The organism is Azospirillum lipoferum 4B (assembly GCF_000283655.1).
Taxonomy (GTDB): domain Bacteria; phylum Pseudomonadota; class Alphaproteobacteria; order Azospirillales; family Azospirillaceae; genus Azospirillum; species Azospirillum lipoferum_C.
The window spans coordinates 609,612-627,413 of sequence record NC_016585.1; the positions used below are offsets into that span (position 1 = coordinate 609,612).

At 68.0% G+C, this 17,802-nt stretch carries 17 protein-coding genes; 11 read left to right on the top strand and 6 right to left on the bottom strand.

The genetic code is table 11. The features are described 5' to 3' along the window. Positions 1-63 precede the first annotated feature (63 nt). The 4 genes from AZOLI_RS16470 to AZOLI_RS16485 all read right to left on the bottom strand — a co-directional run bounded on the left by AZOLI_RS16470 (position 64) and on the right by AZOLI_RS16485 (position 4,380). Positions 64-897: a metallophosphoesterase family protein gene (locus AZOLI_RS16470; protein ID WP_014188295.1), complete on the bottom strand. Its 834-nt coding sequence runs from the start codon at positions 895-897 to the stop codon at positions 64-66. A gap of 25 nt (positions 898-922) precedes the next feature. Next, complete coding sequence (locus AZOLI_RS16475) at positions 923-2,110, bottom strand: carboxylate--amine ligase (RefSeq protein ID WP_014188296.1); 1,188 nt, start codon at positions 2,108-2,110, stop codon at positions 923-925. A gap of 16 nt (positions 2,111-2,126) precedes the next feature. Beyond that, entirely contained in the window at positions 2,127-3,371 is a 1,245-nt protein-coding gene (locus AZOLI_RS16480) for a GNAT family N-acetyltransferase (RefSeq protein WP_014188297.1), read from the bottom strand. Between the two features lie 301 nt (positions 3,372-3,672). Then, positions 3,673-4,380: a glutathione binding-like protein gene (locus AZOLI_RS16485; protein ID WP_014188298.1), complete on the bottom strand. Its 708-nt coding sequence runs from the start codon at positions 4,378-4,380 to the stop codon at positions 3,673-3,675. Positions 4,381-4,629: 249 nt separating this feature from the next. On the opposite strand from AZOLI_RS16485, the gene AZOLI_RS16490 reads away from it, so the two are divergent. The 9 genes from AZOLI_RS16490 (at position 4,630) to AZOLI_RS16530 (ending at position 13,251) form a co-directional block, all read left to right on the top strand. Then, the gene (locus AZOLI_RS16490) at positions 4,630-5,781 is read left to right on the top strand and encodes an acyl-CoA dehydrogenase family protein (RefSeq protein ID WP_014188299.1); all 1,152 of its coding nucleotides are present in this window, start codon (positions 4,630-4,632) and stop codon (positions 5,779-5,781) included. After that, on the top strand, positions 5,778-7,346 hold the full coding sequence (locus AZOLI_RS16495) for a class I adenylate-forming enzyme family protein (protein ID WP_014188300.1): 1,569 nt from the start codon (positions 5,778-5,780) through the stop codon (positions 7,344-7,346). Before AZOLI_RS16490 ends, AZOLI_RS16495 begins: the two co-directional genes overlap by 4 nt. A gap of 37 nt (positions 7,347-7,383) precedes the next feature. After that, entirely contained in the window at positions 7,384-8,562 is a 1,179-nt protein-coding gene (locus AZOLI_RS16500; protein WP_014188301.1) for an ABC transporter substrate-binding protein, read from the top strand. 189 nt (positions 8,563-8,751) lie between these two features. Then, complete coding sequence (locus AZOLI_RS16505) at positions 8,752-9,630, top strand: branched-chain amino acid ABC transporter permease (protein ID WP_014188302.1); 879 nt, start codon at positions 8,752-8,754, stop codon at positions 9,628-9,630. Continuing rightward, on the top strand, positions 9,627-10,598 hold the full coding sequence (locus AZOLI_RS16510; RefSeq protein ID WP_014188303.1) for a branched-chain amino acid ABC transporter permease: 972 nt from the start codon (positions 9,627-9,629) through the stop codon (positions 10,596-10,598). The genes AZOLI_RS16505 and AZOLI_RS16510 overlap by 4 nt, the downstream gene beginning before the upstream one ends. Next, entirely contained in the window at positions 10,585-11,310 is a 726-nt protein-coding gene (locus AZOLI_RS16515; RefSeq protein ID WP_014188304.1) for an ABC transporter ATP-binding protein, read from the top strand. Before AZOLI_RS16510 ends, AZOLI_RS16515 begins: the two co-directional genes overlap by 14 nt. Beyond that, positions 11,307-12,029, top strand: a complete 723-nt coding sequence (locus AZOLI_RS16520) for an ABC transporter ATP-binding protein (RefSeq protein WP_014188305.1) — start codon at positions 11,307-11,309, stop codon at positions 12,027-12,029. Before AZOLI_RS16515 ends, AZOLI_RS16520 begins: the two co-directional genes overlap by 4 nt. An 11-nt stretch (positions 12,030-12,040) precedes the next feature. Then, entirely contained in the window at positions 12,041-12,472 is a 432-nt protein-coding gene (locus AZOLI_RS16525) for a PaaI family thioesterase (protein WP_048816538.1), read from the top strand. Further along, entirely contained in the window at positions 12,469-13,251 is a 783-nt protein-coding gene (locus AZOLI_RS16530) for an oxepin-CoA hydrolase, alternative type (RefSeq protein WP_014188307.1), read from the top strand. The genes AZOLI_RS16525 and AZOLI_RS16530 overlap by 4 nt, the downstream gene beginning before the upstream one ends. 26 nt (positions 13,252-13,277) lie before the next feature. Here the strand turns inward: AZOLI_RS16530 and AZOLI_RS16535 are convergent, their stop codons facing one another. After that, a complete protein-coding gene (locus AZOLI_RS16535; RefSeq protein ID WP_014188308.1) occupies positions 13,278-13,496 on the bottom strand; it encodes a hypothetical protein in 219 nt (72 codons plus the stop codon). 228 nt (positions 13,497-13,724) lie between these two features. Between AZOLI_RS16535 and AZOLI_RS16540 the strand changes: the two genes are divergently transcribed. Continuing rightward, complete coding sequence (locus AZOLI_RS16540; protein WP_014188309.1) at positions 13,725-14,171, top strand: response regulator; 447 nt, start codon at positions 13,725-13,727, stop codon at positions 14,169-14,171. A gap of 197 nt (positions 14,172-14,368) precedes the next feature. Next, positions 14,369-14,794: a hypothetical protein gene (locus AZOLI_RS16545; protein WP_014188310.1), complete on the top strand. Its 426-nt coding sequence runs from the start codon at positions 14,369-14,371 to the stop codon at positions 14,792-14,794. Between the two features lie 204 nt (positions 14,795-14,998). On the opposite strand, the gene treY is transcribed toward AZOLI_RS16545, so the two are convergent. Beyond that, positions 14,999-17,779 (bottom strand): malto-oligosyltrehalose synthase, encoded by a 2,781-nt coding sequence (gene treY / locus AZOLI_RS16550; RefSeq protein ID WP_014188311.1) that lies wholly within the window; start codon positions 17,777-17,779, stop codon positions 14,999-15,001. Positions 17,780-17,802: the final 23 nt, after the last annotated feature.

The window sequence follows — 17,802 nt, forward strand, 5'->3', positions numbered from 1 at the left end:
CCCCCGTGCCGGATTATGCGCAATTCGGTGCCGCTGTAGAAGCAAAGCCGCGTTACGGGACTGTCATATTGATGACGCGCGGGAAGGAAGTGTCCGTCTTATCCATTCGTACAGGCCGAGAATCCGTAGAATGCCAATCAACCTCATGCGCAACGGCGCCGGGACTGCGGCAAAACGTGGCGCCAGCCCGGCGCGCTGCGTCTTGGCGAGGGTCGCCCGGCGCGCATAGGCGACGCGGTGCAGGGTGACGCGCCCGGTATCGCTGTCGAAACAGGCGAAGCAGGCGCGTTGGTCCGTCCCGCGCGGCTCCCCCACCGTGCCGGGGTTCAGCAGATAGACCGCATCGGCCCGCAGCGTCGCGCCACCGTCCAGCGGAATCGGCCGCACCGAACCGTCCCGCCACTCCCACAGCCCGGCGCGGTGCGTATGGCCGAAGGCGCAGACCCGCGCTCCGGATGAGTGGCCGGCGAGCGCCTGAAGGCTCAGGGCGCGCTTGGCGTCGTCATCCAGCCGCACCAGTTCCTTGCCCTCGTCCGGGTGCAGGGCACCATGCACGGCGACCAGCGCGTCATCGACCACGGCGGTCAGCGGCAGGCCGGACAGGAAGGCGCGGCTCTCCTCGTCCAGCCGCCGCCGGGTCCAGTCGACGGCGCGCGCCGCCGGACCGCTGAACCCCTCGGTCCCGATGACGCCGGTCACCGCCCGGTCATGGTTGCCGGCGATACAGACCGCCCCCGCCTGCCGCAGCAGGGCGATGCAGGCGGCGGCATCGGTGTTGTAGCCGACGATGTCGCCCAGGCAGACGATGCGCTCCACCCCCTCCGCCCCTATGGCGTCGAGCGTCGCCTGCAGGGCTTCCAGATTGGCGTGGATGTCGGAGATCAGGGCGATCTTCATGGCCGTGAAATCTTTCGAGTTGCGGTCACGGCTTGGCCAAGCGGGGCGGGCGGGCGCCGCCGGGGAAGCGGGCGAGCAGCCGGTCCAGCTTCGGCCGCAGGAATGGCATCGGGTCGTCGGGGGTGATCGCCTTCGCCTCGCACCGCGCGACCCAGGCAAGCCAGCGCGCCGTCGGAATGCCGCTGTCGCGCGCCGCCAGCCGGTCCTTGCTGATGTGGCACCAGCAGGCGCCGGGCCGCGCCTTGGCCGGGGCAGGGCGGGGGCGGCCGGTCAGGTCGGCATGGACGATGGCCGGCAGGTTCACCCCGGCGACGGCGCCCAGATGGTGCCACAGGTTGAAGCGCGGGTTGATCTCCAGCAGGTGCAGGCGGCCGTCGGGATCGCGCTTGAAATCGAACTTGGCGACGCCTGTAAGACCGATGCGGGCGGCGATCTCGCGCCCCAACGCCGCGACATCGGCCCCCTCGCCGTCGATGTCGGTGATGGTCAGCGCGGTGCTGTGGCCGTAATCGACCGGGTAGGTCCTGATCTTGCGTCCGGTGAACTCGCCCGCCACGGTGCCGGCGTCGTCGATATAGACATGGTGGCTTTCGATCCGCGTCTCCGGTCCGGGGATCAGTTCCTGCGCCAGCAGGTCGATGCCGACCGGGATCAGCCGCGGCCAGAGCGCGCGCAGTTCCTCCGGCCCCTCCAGCCGGATCGCCTTGCCCAGCCCTTCGATCTCGTCCCAGGGCGGACGGCGGGTCAGCGGCTTGACGATGACGGGGTAGCGCAGGTCCAGCTCGGGCGCTTCGCTGCCCGGCAGCGGGCGCAGCCGCCGGGTGCGCGGAACCGGCAGTTTCAGCCGTTCCGCCAAGGACTGGAAGCGGCCCTTGTCGACCAGCGTCTCCACCAGATCGCCGTCGGCGAGCGCGAAGCGGAAGACCGCGGCCAGCCGGTCGCGATGCCGCGACACCATCAGCAGCTGGGCATCCTCCTCCATATAGAGCACCGGCTTGTCGGGCTGGGCGGCGCCGAAACGCAGCAGCCGATCCACGAGCGCGTCGTCACAGCCGCCCTCCCATGGGATCGGCCGTTCGGTGAAGCGGGAATGGGCGGTGGCGCCGCCGGACGGCCCGACCACGGCGCAGCGGACACCCGCCAGCCCCAGCGGGCGCACCAGATCCATGTCGCCCAACACGCAGGCCAGCGTGCCCGTCTTCCTCTTGGTCATGCGCGCGCCTCCCCCCTCAGATGCCCTTGGCCGGCGCGGTCCAACTGCGCAGCGACCGTTTCACCGCATCGGCCATCAGCCCGCGCGCGCGCCGGCAATGCGCCTCCACCCGCCGGCTCACCCGGTCGGGGCCGAGCGTCAGCCAGTTCATCGGCTGTTCGGCATTGGACAGCAACGGCTTGTGCCCGGCCGGGGTCGACATGAAGTCGTAGCAGTCCTCGCCGCGGGCCAGCGCGTCCTCGATGCCCAGCACATGGCTGAGCAAACCCGGCTTCAGCCGGTTGTCCGCCTCGAAGGCGAAGCCGCCCTGGTAATTCAGCACCCTGTTGCGGTGGACGAAGTTGTAGAGATAGCCGAGGGGCTGGCCGCCGGCGCTGATCCGGCACAGGCGCACGGCACCGCCCGGCACCCCTTGCGCGATCAGCTGTTCGTGAAAGGGGCGGAAGGCCGGGTTGGCGAAGGCACCGGCCTGCCCGCGGGCCTGCCAGCTGGCCTGATGCAGCACCTCCAGCGCCGCGAAATCCTCAAGCGCCTCTTCGACGGTTTTGGCGACGCGGTAATCCAGCGCGCCGCGGCCACGGTAGAGCCGTTCGCTGCGGTTGACCGCCGCCCGCGTGTTGCGGCCAAGCCCGGCGCGGAAATCGCCGCCCGCTGCCCTGACCGGCGCCATATCCACCCATTGCGCGGAATCGGCGATGCGCAGCTGCAGAGAGTGGCCCGTCCGTGCAGCAACGCGCCGGGCGGCACGCTCCGCCGCCGGGGTCAGGCCGCCCAGCACCAATTCGTCGTTGGCGGACAGCCGGTCGCCCAGCCAGTGCAGGGCGGCATCCGTCACCTCGTCGGCAAAGCGGCGGTCGGCGAGGATGCCGTTGTATTCCATGAACAGCCGGTCATAGCCGCGGTCGCCCGTTTCGTGGAGCATCCAGCACCGGCTGGGCAGCAGGCCGAGACGCCGCCGCCTGCGGGGGCAGAGCACGGCCAGCCCGACCGGTTCACCCCCTCGCCGGACGAGCAGCAGCCGCGCCTCGATTCCCGCCGGCAGCTGCGCCAGCCAAGGACAGATCCAGGACCAGGACAGGAAGAAGGAGGAGTCGGCGCGCGCCTCCAGATCCGCCCAGACCTGCGCCAGCTTGGGCAGGGGAGGCAGCGGATGCAGGGCGATGTCGATGGTGGCGGATGGAGGGTAGGTGGATTGGATAGCCGTGCCGGTCGCCGTATCGCTGGCGATGCCGTCGGAGTCGGTGCGGGGCCAGATGCTCATCGGCGCGGCGTCTCCGGAAGATATTCCCTACCGAAAACAACACGCTCGTCCTGCAAACGGTCCTGTCTACACCGGGGGCACCCGAAATCTTGTGCGGCGCGAAAGGATGCCACAAAAGATTGCACACCTATACGGAAACGCCGACCCGGCGGATGGAACCGGGCCGGCGGTGGGGTGCAGGGCAATTGCATTTGAAGTTCGTTCGCACGCGAAGCCCCTCTCCCCTTGCGGGAGAGGGGCTTCCGGCAACACAACGCCGTCACTCGAATTCCCAAATGCGATAGCACTGCGGTCGGGTGGATCAGCGCTTGACTGTGTCGGCGGACTGGCCGAACAGGATCTTCTTGCTCTCGTCGTTCACGGTGGGCGTGCCGCTGGGGTTGACGGCCTGCCCCTTTTCATAGGCGCGCACCACCGCCGGCCGTTCCTTGATCGCGTTGAACCAGCGCTTCAGGTTGGGGAAGCTGTCCAGATCCTGCTGCTGGCGCTGGTGCGGAACGATCCAGGGATAGCTGGCCATGTCGGCGATGGACAGCTCCGATCCGCCCAGGAACTCGTTGTCGGCCAGACGCTTGTCCATCACGCCATAGAGGCGCCCGGTCTCCTTGACGTAGCGCTCCATGGCGTAGGGGATGCGTTCCGGCGCGTATTGGACGAAATGGTGGTTCTGGCCGGCCATCGGGCCGAGGCCGCCGACCTGCCAGAACAGCCATTCCAGCACCGTCTTGCGGCCGCGCAGGTCGGTGGGCAGGAACTTGCCGGTCTTCTCGGCCAGATAGACCAGGATGGCGCCGGATTCGAAGACGGTGACCGGTTCGCCGCCATCGGCCGGGGCGTTGTCGATGATTGCCGGCATGCGGTTGTTGGGCGAAAAGGCCAGGAATTCCGGCTTGAACTGGTCGCCCTTGGAGATGTTCACCGGCTCGAACCGGTAATCCAGCCCGGCTTCTTCCAGAAAGATCGTGATCTTGTGGCCGTTCGGCGTCGGCCAGAAATAAAGGTCGATCATCCCAAACCCTCCAGTGATTTTCGGGAAAGGTTAAACGCTTCGCACCGGCTGGCAAGCCCGCTCCGACGCGGAGCAGCCCTTCGCCGCCCAGCCGTCTTATTTCGTATAGCGAAATGCAATTTCATTTTGTTGACAGCCCCTGCCGCATCTGTCAGCTTGGCAAACGAACAGACGAGGCGGCGCGCCCCCCTTAATGCCCCTCAACCCTTGGTTTCCCTTGAAATCATTCTCCCCGGACGGAGAGCACGCATGGCCTTGGACAAGGACGTTTTGGATCAACTGCTGGACACGCTGGGGCGCTTCGTCCGCGAAAAGCTGGTCCCGCTGGAACATAAAGTGGCGGAGGACGACGCCATCCCGGCCGAGGTGATCGCCGCGATGCGCGAGATGGGCCTGTTCGGCCTGTCGATCCCGGAGGAGTATGGCGGGCTCGGCCTGTCGATGGCGGACGAGGTGCAGGTCGCCTTCCAGCTGGGCCAGACCTCGCCGGCCTTCCGCTCGCTGATCGGCACCAACAACGGCATCGGCTCCCAGGGCATCGTCATCGACGGGACGGAGGAGCAGAAGCAAAACTACCTGCCGCGTCTGGCCGCCGGCGAGATCGTCGGCGCCTTCGCCCTGACCGAGCCGGAATCGGGATCGGATGCCGGCTCGCTCCGCACCACGGCGCGGCGCGACGGCGACCATTTCATCCTGAACGGCACCAAGCGCTACATCACCAACGCGCCGCAGGCCGGCCTCTTCACCGTCTTCGCCCGCACCGACCTGGACAGCCGCGACGCCCGCGGCGTGTCGGCCTTCCTGGTGGAGGCAGGGACGCCCGGCCTGTCGCTCGGCCCCATCGACAAGAAGATGGGCCAGAAGGGCGCCCACACCTGCGACGTGATCTTCGAGGACTGCCGCGTTCCGGCCAGCGCCATCCTGGGCGGGCGGGAAGGGCAGGGCTTCAAGACGGCGATGAAGGTGCTGGACCGTGGCCGCCTGCACATCGGCGCGGTCTGCGTCGGTCTGGCGGAGCGGCTGATCCGCGACAGCCTGTCCTACGCGATGGAGCGCAAGCAATTCGGCCAGCCGCTCGCCGAATTCCAGCTGATCCAGGCGATGCTGGCCGACAGCCGGGCGGAGGCCTATGCCGCCCGCTGCATGGTGCTGGAAACCGCGCGCCGCCGCGACGCCGGGCAGAACGTCAACACCGACGCCGCCTGCTGCAAGCTGTTCGCGACGGAGATGGTGGGGCGCGTCGCCGACCGGGCGGTGCAGATCCATGGCGGTGCCGGCTACATCGCCGATTACGGGATCGAGCGCTTCTACCGCGACGTCCGCTTGTTCCGCATCTATGAGGGCACCACCCAGATCCAGCAGCTGGTCATCGCCCGCAACATGATCCGGGAGGCCGCATGACCGCAGGCCGGCCGGTTCCCGATTTCGCTCGCATGGTGGCGGCTCTGCCGTCGCGCATCAGCCACGCCGCACTCGCCTGGGCGGAGCGGACGCCGGACGCCCCCGCCCTGTTCGACGGGGAGCAGGAGTGGAGCTATCGCCGGCTCAAGGAGGCGGTCGGGCGCGCCGCCGGCCATCTCGACCGGCTGGGGGTGCGCGGCGGCGACCGGGTGATGATCGTCTGCGAGAACGGCCTCGCCGCCGTCACCCTGATCCTGGCGGCGAGCGAGCGCGATGCCTGGCCGGTCATCGTCAACGCCCGCCTGTCGGACCGCGAGATCGACAGCATCCGCGACCATTGCCGGCCGCGCCGGATCTTCTATACCGATACGGTATCCCCCGATGCCGCCGCCCATGCCGCCCGCCATGGTGCCGAACCGCTGGGCGATGCGGAATTGCCGGCGATGGCGGTCGGCCCGCTGCTGGACGCCGATCCGGAGCCGGTCCATGCCGGCAACCAGCGGCAGGACGGCGCGCTGATCTACACCTCCGGCACCACCGGCAAGCCGAAGGGCGTGATGCTGTCGCACCGCGGCCTGCTGTTCGTCGCCTCGGTGTCGGGCTGGATGCGCGGGCTGGGGCCCAGCGACCGCACCTATGGCGTGCTGCCGGTCAGCCATGTCTTCGGGCTGGCGTCCACCTGCCTCGGCACGCTCTATGCCGGCGGCTGCCTGCACACGGTCCCCCGCTTCGCCCCCGCTGCCGTCTGGCAGGCCTTGGAACAGGATGGGGTGACCGTGTTCCAGGGTGTTCCAGCCATGTACGCCAAACTGGTGGAGCATGCCACCGTCACCGGCCGGACGCCGGATGCCCCGGCCCTGCGCTACCTGTCCTCCGGCGGCTCGGTGCTGGACCTCGACCTCAAGCTGGCGGTGGAGCGGGTCTTCGGCCTGCCGCTGCACAACGGCTACGGCCTGACCGAATGCTCGCCGACGGTGACGCAGACCCGGCTGGATGCGCCGCGCGGCGACACCTCCATCGGCCCGGCCCTGCCTCTGGTGGAGATGCGCTTCGTCGACCACGCCACCGGCCGCGACGTTGCCGATGGCGAGCCGGGAGAGTTGTGGGTCCGCGCCCCCAACGTGATGCTCGGCTATTACCGCGAACCGGCGCTGACCGCCCAGGTGATTACCGACGACGGCTGGCTGAAGACCGGCGATGTCGCCCGGCTGGAGCCGGACGGCTGCGTCACGGTGGTCGGCCGCATCCGCGAGATCGTCATCCGCTCCGGCTTCAACGTCTATCCGGAGGAGGTGGAGGGCGTGCTGACCAGCCACCCGGCGGTGACGCTGGCCGCCGTGGTCGGCCATGCCGTCGCCGGCAACGAGGAGGTGGTGGCCTTCGTCCAGTTCGTCCCCGGCCGCAAGGCCAGCGAGGACGAGCTGAAAGCCTGGGCCGCCGAACGGCTGGCCCCCTACAAGCGCCCGTCGCGCATCGTCGCCATGGACGCCCTGCCGGCCAGCCCGACCGGCAAGCTGCTGAAAAACGGACTCAGGGCCTTGGCCGCCGAGGTGATGGCCGCCTGACATCAACGAACAAAATCCTGTGGGAGGATAAAAGACCATGAAGCGGACACTTGCCCATCTCGTCACAGTCTCGGCCCTGGCCCTCTCCGTGGCGCTCGGCGCCGGGGCGGCGCAGGCCAAGGAATTCCTGCTCGGCTCCGAACTGCCGCTGACCGGCAGCCTCGCCCGCGTCGGCCAGGGCATGCATGAAGGCATCTCCGTCGCCGTCGAGATGGCGAACAAGAGCTATGCCGGCAAGCACAGCTTCAAGGTCCAGACCATCGACGACGAGACCTCCCCCGCCAAGGCGGTGGCCGCGGTGGAGAAGCTGGTCGGCGACGGGGTGGTGGCGATCACCGGCGGCTACGGCTCCAACATCATCGGTCCGGCATCGGAAGCGGCGCAGAAGGCCGGGCTGGTCTACATCACCTCGGGCGGCGTGTCGCCGGAACTGACCCAGCGCGGCTATCCCACCTTCTTCCGCATCAACAACACCGACGGCTATGCGCTGGCCATGATCGGCCTGCTGCAGGATATGGGCGCCAAGAAGGTCTCCATCGTCTACCTGAACAAGGACGCCACCAGCAGCCTCGCCAAACAGGTCAACACGGCGCTGACTGCCAAGGGCGTGACCGTCGGCATGCACGAGTTCGACGCATCCACCAGCGACTTCAAGCCGCTGATGAACAAGGTGAAGCTGCAGGACCGGCCCGATACCATCGCCATGGTCGGTTACGAGAACGACTATGTCGGGATCCTGCGGGCATCCAAGGTGCTGAAGCCGCAGGTCAAGGCGGTGGTCGGCGTCTGGTCGCTCGCCACCGCGCAGATGGCCAAGGAATTCCCCGACCTGATGGAGAATGTCTACGGCACCTCCATGCTGCCCTACCCGGTGGAATTCACCCAGCCGGAGGCGGTGGAGTTCGCCGCGACCTACAAGAAACTGTTCAACAAGGACCCCGACTATCTGGGCCAATTCGGCTATGTCCAGACCCGCCTGCTGATCGACGCCGTGGTCCGCGCCGACGAGGCCGGGACGCTGGGCAAGGGCGGCCTGCCGGACGAGCTGCGCAAGACCGACGCCAACACCCTGATCGGCCGCGTCACCTTCGACAAGAACGGCGACAACCTGAACTTCACCCACCGCATGGGCCAGCACCAGGGCGGCAAGGTGGTCCTGGTCTGGCCGCAGGACGCCGCCAACGGCAAGATGAACTTCCCGGCGGTGCCGTGGTGAGTGGGTGGGAAGAAGTCGGCTTCGACTGCCCCCTCCCCATCCCTCCCCCGCCTTCGGCGGTGGAGGGGGTAGGACGCTTGCCGGCGTGACTTAATCGTCGAAGCGTCGGCAGTCCCCTCTCCCGCGAAGCGGGGGAGGGTTAGGGAGGGGGCAGAGCACTGTCCCGCCACCCCCAACAGGGCGCAATCCATGCTTGAACTGACGCTCCAGGCACTGTTCTCCGGCCTGCTCGCCGGCGGCTATTACGCGACCGTGGCGGTCGGGTTGGCGCTGGTGTTCGGGACCATGCGGGTCATCAACCTCGCCCATGGCGAGCTGGTGCTGCTGGCCGCCTATGTCGCCTACGCCGCTGAATCCAACTATGGCGTCTCTCCGGTGCTGGCGATCCCGGTGGCGCTGGTGATCGTCGCGGCGGCATCGGCTCTCGTCTATGCCCTGCTCAGCCGCATCGACCAGGACCGCGAGATCAATTCCCTCATCCTGACCTTCGGGCTGGGGATCATCCTGACCAACACCATCCTGTCGATCTGGGCGGCCGATATCCGGTCGAGCTCCGATCCGTGGTTCCAGGATTCCATGGTGATCGCCGACACGCTGTTCGCGATGAATGCGGAGGTCGCGGCCTTCGTCGGCGGGCTGGTTCTGATGGCGGGCGTCTGGTGGTGGCTGAACCATTCCTGGCAGGGGCGGGCGGTGCGGGCGCTGTCGTCGAACCGGGCGGCGGCGACGCTGATGGGCGTCAACCCGCGCAAGATCGAGATCCTGTCTTTCATGATCGCGGCCCTGCTCGCCACCTTCGCCGGCTTCGCCATCTACACCGGCAAGACCGTCTTCCCGGCATTGGGCCATGTGCTGACGGTCAAGGCCTTCATCATCACCGTGCTGGCCGGGATGGGCTCGATCCCCGGCGTGCTGATCGGCGCCGTCATGATCGGCGTCATCGAATCGCTGACGGTCACCTATCTGTCGGCCTCGCTGCAGGAGTTGGCGGGAATGATCCTGTTCCTGGTCGTGCTGTTCGTCTCGCCTTCGGGCCTGTTCGGCGGGGGGAGGGCGCTGGCGCGATGAGCAAACCCCTGATGAACCGTCTGTTTCTGATCGCAGCCCTCGCCGTCGCCTATGTCGGCGTGCCTCTGGCTTTCGGCGGCAACGCCTATGTGCTGGGGCTGATCGTGGCGGCGCTGACCATCGCCGGGGTGGCGGTGGCCTGGGCGCTGCTGGGCAATCTCGGCGGCATGGTCAGCTTCGGCCACGCAGCCTTCTTCGGGGTGGGCTCCTACACCTCGGCCGTGCTGGCGATGAAGCTGGGGGTGCCGGTGTTCGCCGCCATGCTGCTGGGCGGGGTGGGGGCGGCTGTGTCGTCCGTCGCCATGCTGCCGGCGCTGCGGCTGCGCGGCCCCTATTTCGCCCTCGCCATCCTCGCCTATGCCCACATCTTCCAGATTCTGGCGACGGAGATGACCCCCATCACCGGCGGGGCCGGCGGTCTGCTGTCGATCCCGCGCTTTCCCACCGTGCTGGGCTTCGATTTCGGCGACAAGACTGGCGGCTACCTGATCGTGCTGACCATCGTGGTGCTGGCGGCGCTCGCCTATGACGCCATCCGGCGCAGCACCTGGGGCCTGGCCCTGAAGGCGATGCACGACACCGAGGTGGCGACCCGCGTGGTCGGCGTGCCCAGCACGCATCTGAAGGCGGCGATGCTGGTGCTGTCGGCCTTCATCACCGGGGTGGTCGGCGCCTTCAACGCCCATTTCATCAGCTTCCTCGATCCCGACTATGCCTTCTCCAGCGGCTGGACCGTGCTGCCCATCGCCGCGGCGATCTTCGGCGGCTACCGCACGGTGTGGGGGCCGGTGGTGGGGGCGTTGGCGATCTATCTGGTCGACCAGCTGCTGTTCAAGCCGATCCTGCCGCACGGCCACCAGATGATCCTGGGCGTGCTGCTCTGCGCCATGATCCTGTTCAGCCCCGGCGGACTGATGCCGGCGCTCAGCCGCCGCCCGGCGAAGGAGAACCGCCATGCTCACGCTTGAAGGCGTCCAGGTCAATTTCGGTGGCGTTCAGGCGTTGAAGAGCGCCAACTTCTCCGTCGCCGAGGGCGAGAGCATCGGGCTGGTCGGCCCCAACGGCGCCGGCAAGACCACGCTGTTCAACGTCATCTCCGGCGTGGTGCGGCCGACCGCTGGGCGGCTCGACTTCCGCGGCACCTCGCTTCTGAAGCTGCCGGAATGGAAGCGGGCACGGCTCGGCATCGGCCGCAGCTTCCAGATCCCGCGCCCCTTCGGCCACTGCACGGTGCGGGAGAACCTGCTGGTCGCCCAACGCTTCGGCGCCGGGAAGAAGGACCCCAAGCGGATCGACGAGATCCTCGACATCCTGAACCTGCGCGACAAGGCCGACCGCGACGCCACCACCGAACTGGCCCTGACCGAGCACAAGGCGCTGGAGGTCGGCAAGGCGCTGGCGACCGAGCCCAGCCTGCTCCTGCTGGACGAGGTGCTGGCCGGGCTGGAGACCAGCGGCAAGCGCGCCTTCATGGAGCGGCTGGCGGCGGTGCGCGACCGCTACCGCCTCGCCATGGTCATCATCGAGCATGACATCGCCACCATCGCGGCGCTGTGCCCGCGGGTGCTGGTGCTGAATTTCGGCCAGATCATCGCCGACGGCTCCCCCGACGCGGTGTTCCGCGACCCGGAGGTGATCCGCAGCTACACCGGCGAAACCACGCTTGCGGAGGCGTCATGACCAACGCGCTCGATATCCTGACGCTTCGGGCCGGCTATGGTGCGATCAATGTGCTGTGGGACGTCTCGCTGTCGGTGGAGACCGGCAAGACCACGGTGATCGTCGGCCCGAACGGCGCCGGCAAGACCACGCTGCTGCGCGCCATCATGGGGCTGGTGCCCGCCACCTCGGGCGACATCCGCGTTGATGGGCAGAGCCGCAAGGCGATGAAGACCTGGGACCGGGTGGCCGACGGGGTGGTGATGATCCCCGAAGGCCGGATGATCTTCCCCGACATGACGGTGGAGGACAACCTGATGATGGGTGCCTTCCCGCCCGGCTGCCGCAGGGAGTGGAAGCGCAACAAGGCGATGGTCATGGACATGTTCCCCCGGCTGGCGGAACGGCGCGGCCAGATCGCCGGCACCCTGTCGGGCGGCGAGGCGCAGATGCTCGCCATCGGCCGCGGCCTGATGGAGCAGCCGCGCGTCTGTCTGATCGACGAGCCGTCGCTGGGCCTCGCCCCCGTCGTGGTCGACGAGATCTTCCGCATCCTGGCCCGCCTGCGGGCGGAAGGGCTGACCATCCTGCTGGTGGAGCAGAACACCAGCCGCGCCCTGAAGATCGCCGACCATGTCTATCTGATGCAGTCCGGCAAGGTCGTGCTGTCCGAACGCGGCGACCGGGTGGATCTGGAGCGCCTGCACGCGCTTTACTTCGCGCACGAAACAGCCGCGTGATGGGACAGGGCATGGACGATCTGCTGAACGGGGAGCCGGAATCGGGGTTCCAGCGCCTGCTGGGCTACGCCTTGAGTCGCTGGGAGGAGGGGGAGGCGGAGCTGACGATGGCCATCGACGAGCGCCACCTGAACCGGGCCGGGGTGGTGCATGGCGGGGTTCTGGCGACGCTTTTGGACACGGTTTCCGGATTCTCGGCAACATACTGTCCCTTTCCCGGCCGGGTGCGGCGGGTGGTGACGCTGTCGCTGTCCACGAGCTTCCTGGGGCAGGCGCGCACCGGTACGCTGGTCGCCACCGGCCGGCTGCGCGGCGGCGGGCGCAAGATCGTCGGCGTGGCGGCGGAGATCCGCCACGGCGACACCGGCGCCCTGATCGCCACGTCGGAAGGCATGTTCAAATACCGGCCGGGCAGCGAGAACCGGGAGGGAACCGAGATATGAGCGGACAACTGACCGTCGCGCGCCAGGGCCGCGTGATGGTGCTGACCATGGACGACGCGGCCACCAAGAACGCGCTCGGGCCGGAGATGATGGCCGCCGCCCGCGATGCGCTGGTCCAGGCGGCGGAGGATCCGGGGGTGGGCGCCATCGTCCTGACCGGGGCCAACGGCAGCTTCTGTTCCGGCGGCAACCTGGGCCGGCTGCTCGGCAATGCCAAGGCCGACCCGGAGGTGACCCGCGGCAGCCTGGAGCACTTCCATGGCTGGACCCGCGCCATGCGCGCCTGCCCCAAGCCGGTGATCGCCGCGGTGGAGGGGGCCGCCGCCGGGGCTGGATTCTCGGTAGCGCTCGGTTGCGACCTGATCGTCGCGGCGGAGGATGCGGTGTTCACCCTGGCCTATGTGAAGGTCGGGCTGAACCCGGACGGCGGCGCGTCGGCCTTTCTCGCCCGCGCCGCGACGCCGCAGCTGGCGGCCGAGATCATGTTCGAGGGCGGCAGGATCGGCGCGGCGCGGCTGGCCCAGCTCGCCATCGTCAACCGGGTGGTGGCGCCCGGCACCGCTCTCGCCGAGGCGATGGCCTGGGCGGAGCGGTTGGCCGAGGGACCGACGCTGGCCATCGGCCGGGCGAAGCGGCTGATCGAGAGCGGCTTCGGAGCGCCCGACGACCAGCTCGACCGCGAGGCCGCCTTCTTCGTCGAGGCGCTCCATGGGGCGGAGGCGGCGGAGGGCATCACCGCCTTCTTCGAGAAGCGGGCGCCCAATTACCCCCGCGGCTGAGCCGTTCCTCAGGCCGGCGGCGCTACTCAGGCCAGCAACGACAGGGTAGGGTCGGGCGGGGTGGGGGCCGCATTTTCCAGGGAGCGGGCGACGTCGGACGGCGCGCCCGGCACCCGCAGCGGCTCCGCCCGCCCGGTGAAATGCAGCTCCGTCCCGCCATCGGCCGTCGCCCGCAGAAAGGCGACGGCGATGGGGTTCACCAGAACGGTTTCCCCCGATATCTCTTTCAGTTCGACAAATGCCATGGCTTCCTTCCTCTCACGCGTACGGGTAGAACAGGCGGCGATGGTGTATGTTTCCCAGCCGGACGTTCAGTGAGGCTACCGGATCGGAAGGGGGTACCCCTTAGACCTCTTGAACGGGACGGAACCGCGACAAACATGGGCGGTTCAGTGGATCGAAGCCGAACAGGCTTCGAATACCGGACGGGGCGGGCTATAAGCCCGCTCAGTAAATCAAGGGAGCATGCCGTCTTGAAGTTGCTTGTCGTCGAGGACGATCCGCTGATCGGTCCGGCCGTCAAGGCCGTTCTGGAGAATGCGGGCTACACCGTGGTCGGACCGTTGCGCGATGCCGCCAAGGCCGCGCGGGTCGGTGCCCGCGAATGTCCCGACCTGGCGCTGGTCGACGTCAATCTCGCGGGTGGGGAGAACGGCCTCGTGCTGGCGCGGCGGCTGTGGCAGGACAACGGCATTCCATCGCTGCTGATGACCGGTTTCGATCACCATGCGGCGGAAGCCCGCAGCTTCGCCATGGGCCTGCTGCGCAAGCCGGTGATGCCGGACGCGCTGGTCCAGGCCATCGGCGCCGCCGGGGAAATCCTGGGCGGGTTGCGCCCGTCCTCCAAGCCGGACGCGCTGGAGATCTTCCACGGCTCCGCCGCCTTTGCCTCCGGGCTTCCCAAAATGCGCTCGGCCTGACCGGCACACGGACCGCCAATTTCACCAGAAAACGCCCGCCCTTCCAGCGGGCGTTTTTTATGTTCGGCGCCAGATCGGCGCGATCATTCGGCTCCATCGCTGTTGGTGGCATGGAATACGGAATTCGATGTTCCCCAAACCATGGCTGCCCGGCCGCCCGACCGGCGTCGACGGGCAGCACAGCGAAAGGAATCGTCATGAAGAGCCTGATGATCGGTGCCGCCACTGCCCTGGCCCTGATGGCCGCCCCGGCCTTCGCCGCCGACAGCGGTTCGATTTCCGGCAGCCCGGCCGCCAACAGCGCCGGTTCGACCACCAACTCCAACCAGACCAACCCGCCCTGCACAGACAACAACCAACTGGGCTGCGGCAGCATGGGCGGCGTGGACAGCAACAGCTCCGGCACCAGCGGCTCCAGCGGGTCGACGACGGGCAGCGGTTCGATGGACAGCGGTTCGATGACCGGCTCCGGCTCCTCCAGCTCGACCAACGGCACGGGCGGCAACAGCATGGGCAACAGCGGCTCGATGGGCACCGGCTCCGACGGTCCGGTCGGCACGCAGCAGCCGTCCGGTTCGATGGGTGGGTCTTCGTCATCGGGTACCGGCAGCACGACCCGCTGATAAGTACCGCCTGACAGACAGGAAGGGCGCGCGATCACTCGCGCGCCCTTCTGTTTTGCCCCGGATGTAGAGGATGGAGAATTCCTTCGCCCGTCATTCCCGCGAAGGCGGGAATCCATCCGTTTCATTCGCTTGATTGCGGAGTTTCCTGGATTCCCGCCTTCGCGGGAATGACGGCCGAGGTGAGTACCCGAAAGGGAGGATTCACCCCTCGCGCGACAGCAACGCCACCGGCAGGTCGGCGAACAGCGTCGCGATGGAAACCGCGTCGCCGCCCTCAACCTCCGCACCGGTCAGGCGATTGCGCCAGCGGGCGCCGCGCGGCAGCGGGATGGCGGTGTTGCCCCAGTCGGGGCTTTCGCCCAACTGACCGACCAGCCTGGGCACCGCCACCACCACCGTGTCGTCGCCGGCGCGGCGGGCATAGGCGACCACATGGTCGGCCCGGTCGCCGGTGGCGTCCAGCGGCAGATACTCGCCGGCGCTGAAGACCTCCGGCTTCTCCGCCCGCACCGCCAGGGCCTGCCGGGTCACCGCCAGCTTCACCGCGCCGTCGGTCCAGCGCTCCAACAGGCCGGCGACGACGCCGCGCTCCACCACGCCCTCGACCTCGTCCAGCAGCTTGCGGCGGGCGTCATAATCCACCGGCAGCCGGTTGTCCGGATCGACAAGGCTGAGATTCCACAGCTCGCAGCCCTGATAGATATCGGGCACGCCGGGGCTGGTCAGCTTCAGCAGGGTTTGGGACAGCCCATTGACCATACCGATCCGCGCCAGCGCCGCCTGGAAGGGCAGGAATGCCTCCAGGAAGGCGTTCCGGCGGGTCACGTCCAGCGCGTCGTGGATGAAGCTGATGACCGCTCCCTCATAGGCCTCGTTGGGTGCCGCCCAGGTCGAATGCAGCTTGGCCTCGCGCATCGACTTGGTCATGGCGCCGACGATGCGCTCCGCGAAGGCGGTCATCGCCGACTGTTCGATCTGCTCGACCGAGGCACCGGTCAGCTCCGCCGGCCATGCGCCCAGCAGCAGCTGGTAGAACAGGTACTCGTCATTGCGGTCGGGCGGGGCGGTGCCCTCCACGTCGCCGCGGCGGGCACGCAGCAGGCGGCTCCAGGTCTGGACCTGCCGCTCCCACTCCTCCGGCATCTCCGACAGGGCGTAGAGGCGGGCGCGGGTGTCCTCGCCACGCTTGGTGTCGTGGGTGGTGCTGGCCAGCATGTTGCCCGGCCAGTTGCGGGCGCGGTCCTGGTTGGCGCGGTGGAAGGCGGATACGCTGACGCCGAAATGGTCGGGATGGCCTCCGACCTCGTTCAGCGCCGCCAACCGGTTGTAGCGGTAGAAGGCGGTGTCCTCCAGCCCCTTGGCCATCACGGGGCCGCTATACTGCTGGAACCGCATGGCGAAGCGGGTGACCTGCCGGTGGCTGTAGCCGCTCTTGGGTGCGGCCACCAGATCGGTGGTCAGCAGCCGCTGCAGGAAATCATAGACCGAGCCGTCCGGCCCCTGTTCCGCCCGCCGCGCCTGCGAGATCGCCCAGTCGATGTCGCGGCGGTCGAGATCGCTCGGCACGCCGCCGTCGACATAGGTGCGGTAAACGGGGAAGCGGGCGATGGTCTCCTTCAACGCCTGATGCAGGATGTTGGCGGTGAAGTCGGCGGTGGCGGGGTTGGAACGGGCGATGCGCGCCGCCTTGCGCGACAGCACGTTCAACTCGCTCGCCATCTCGCTTTCCATGATACGGATCTTGCACTGCCGCACCACCTCCTCGAAATCGTCGCGCCGGCCGATAAAGTCGGCATAGAGGCGGGTAAAGGCCTCCTCCGCCTTGGGATCGACAAACAGGCCGCCCATCAGGTTGGCATATTCGTAGCCGGTGGTGCCGTCTATCGGCCAATCCTCGCGCAGCCGCTCATGCCGGGCGAGGATCTTCTCCACCACCAGATAGAAGGGCTTGGAGGCGGCAGCGACCAGCCGCTCGCAATAGCCCCTGGGGTCGATCAGCCCGTCGATGTGGTCGATGCGGATGCCGTCGAGCGTGCCGTCCTCCACCATCCCCAGCACCATGCGGTGGGCGACGTCGAACAGCTCCGGCTCGTCCATGCGCAGGCCGGCCAACTCGTTGATGTTGAAGAAGCGGCGGTAGTTGATGTCGTCGGCCGCCACCTTGAAATAGGCGACGCGCCAGTTCTGGCCGGCGATCAGCGCGTGCAGATGGCCCCAGCTGTCGATCTCCCCCTGATAGCCGCGGAAGACGGACAGCCGCTGGTTGATCGCGTCGGCCACGTCCGGCCGGGTCGCGACCAGTGTCGCCAGTTCCGCCTTCTGAACGCCGGCCCGTGCGATCTGATGGGGCCGGGCATAGGCGAGATGGGCGAAGGCATCGCCGATCCGCTCCAGATCCGGGTGGTCGGTGCCGAGGATGGTGCCGTAATCCTGCGGCCGCACCGGCAGCTTGTGGCTGCCATAGGCCCACACCGCGAAGCTGCCGGTCTCACTGTCGAAGCGCAGCTCCAGCCCGCCTGACACCAGCACCGCGCCATACTGGTCGCCCAGGAAGGGTACAAGAAGCTTGCCCTGGAGATAGCGGTAATCGGATTCCCATTCGATGTCGAAATACCCGGCATACGGGCTTTCCGGCCCCCACTCCAGCACGTTCAACCACCATTCGTTGTCGGACCCGCCGACACCCATGTGGTTGGGCACGAAGTCCAGGATCTGGCCGAGCTTGTTGCGCTTCAGCGCTTCCACCAGAGCGCGGAAGTCGTTCTGGTCGCCGACCTCCGGGTTCAGCTCGTTGTGGTTGACGATGTCATAGCCGTGGGTGCTGCCCGGCCGCGCCTTCATGTAGGGGGAGGCGTAAAGATGGCTGACACCCAGCCGGGCGATATAGTCGGCGATGGCGGTGGTCCGGCCGAAGCCGAATTCGCCATTCAGTTGGACCCGGTACGTCGCACGAGGGATCGGCTTGCCGGCGGCGGGGGCCATGGGTGTGTGCTCCTCGATCTGGG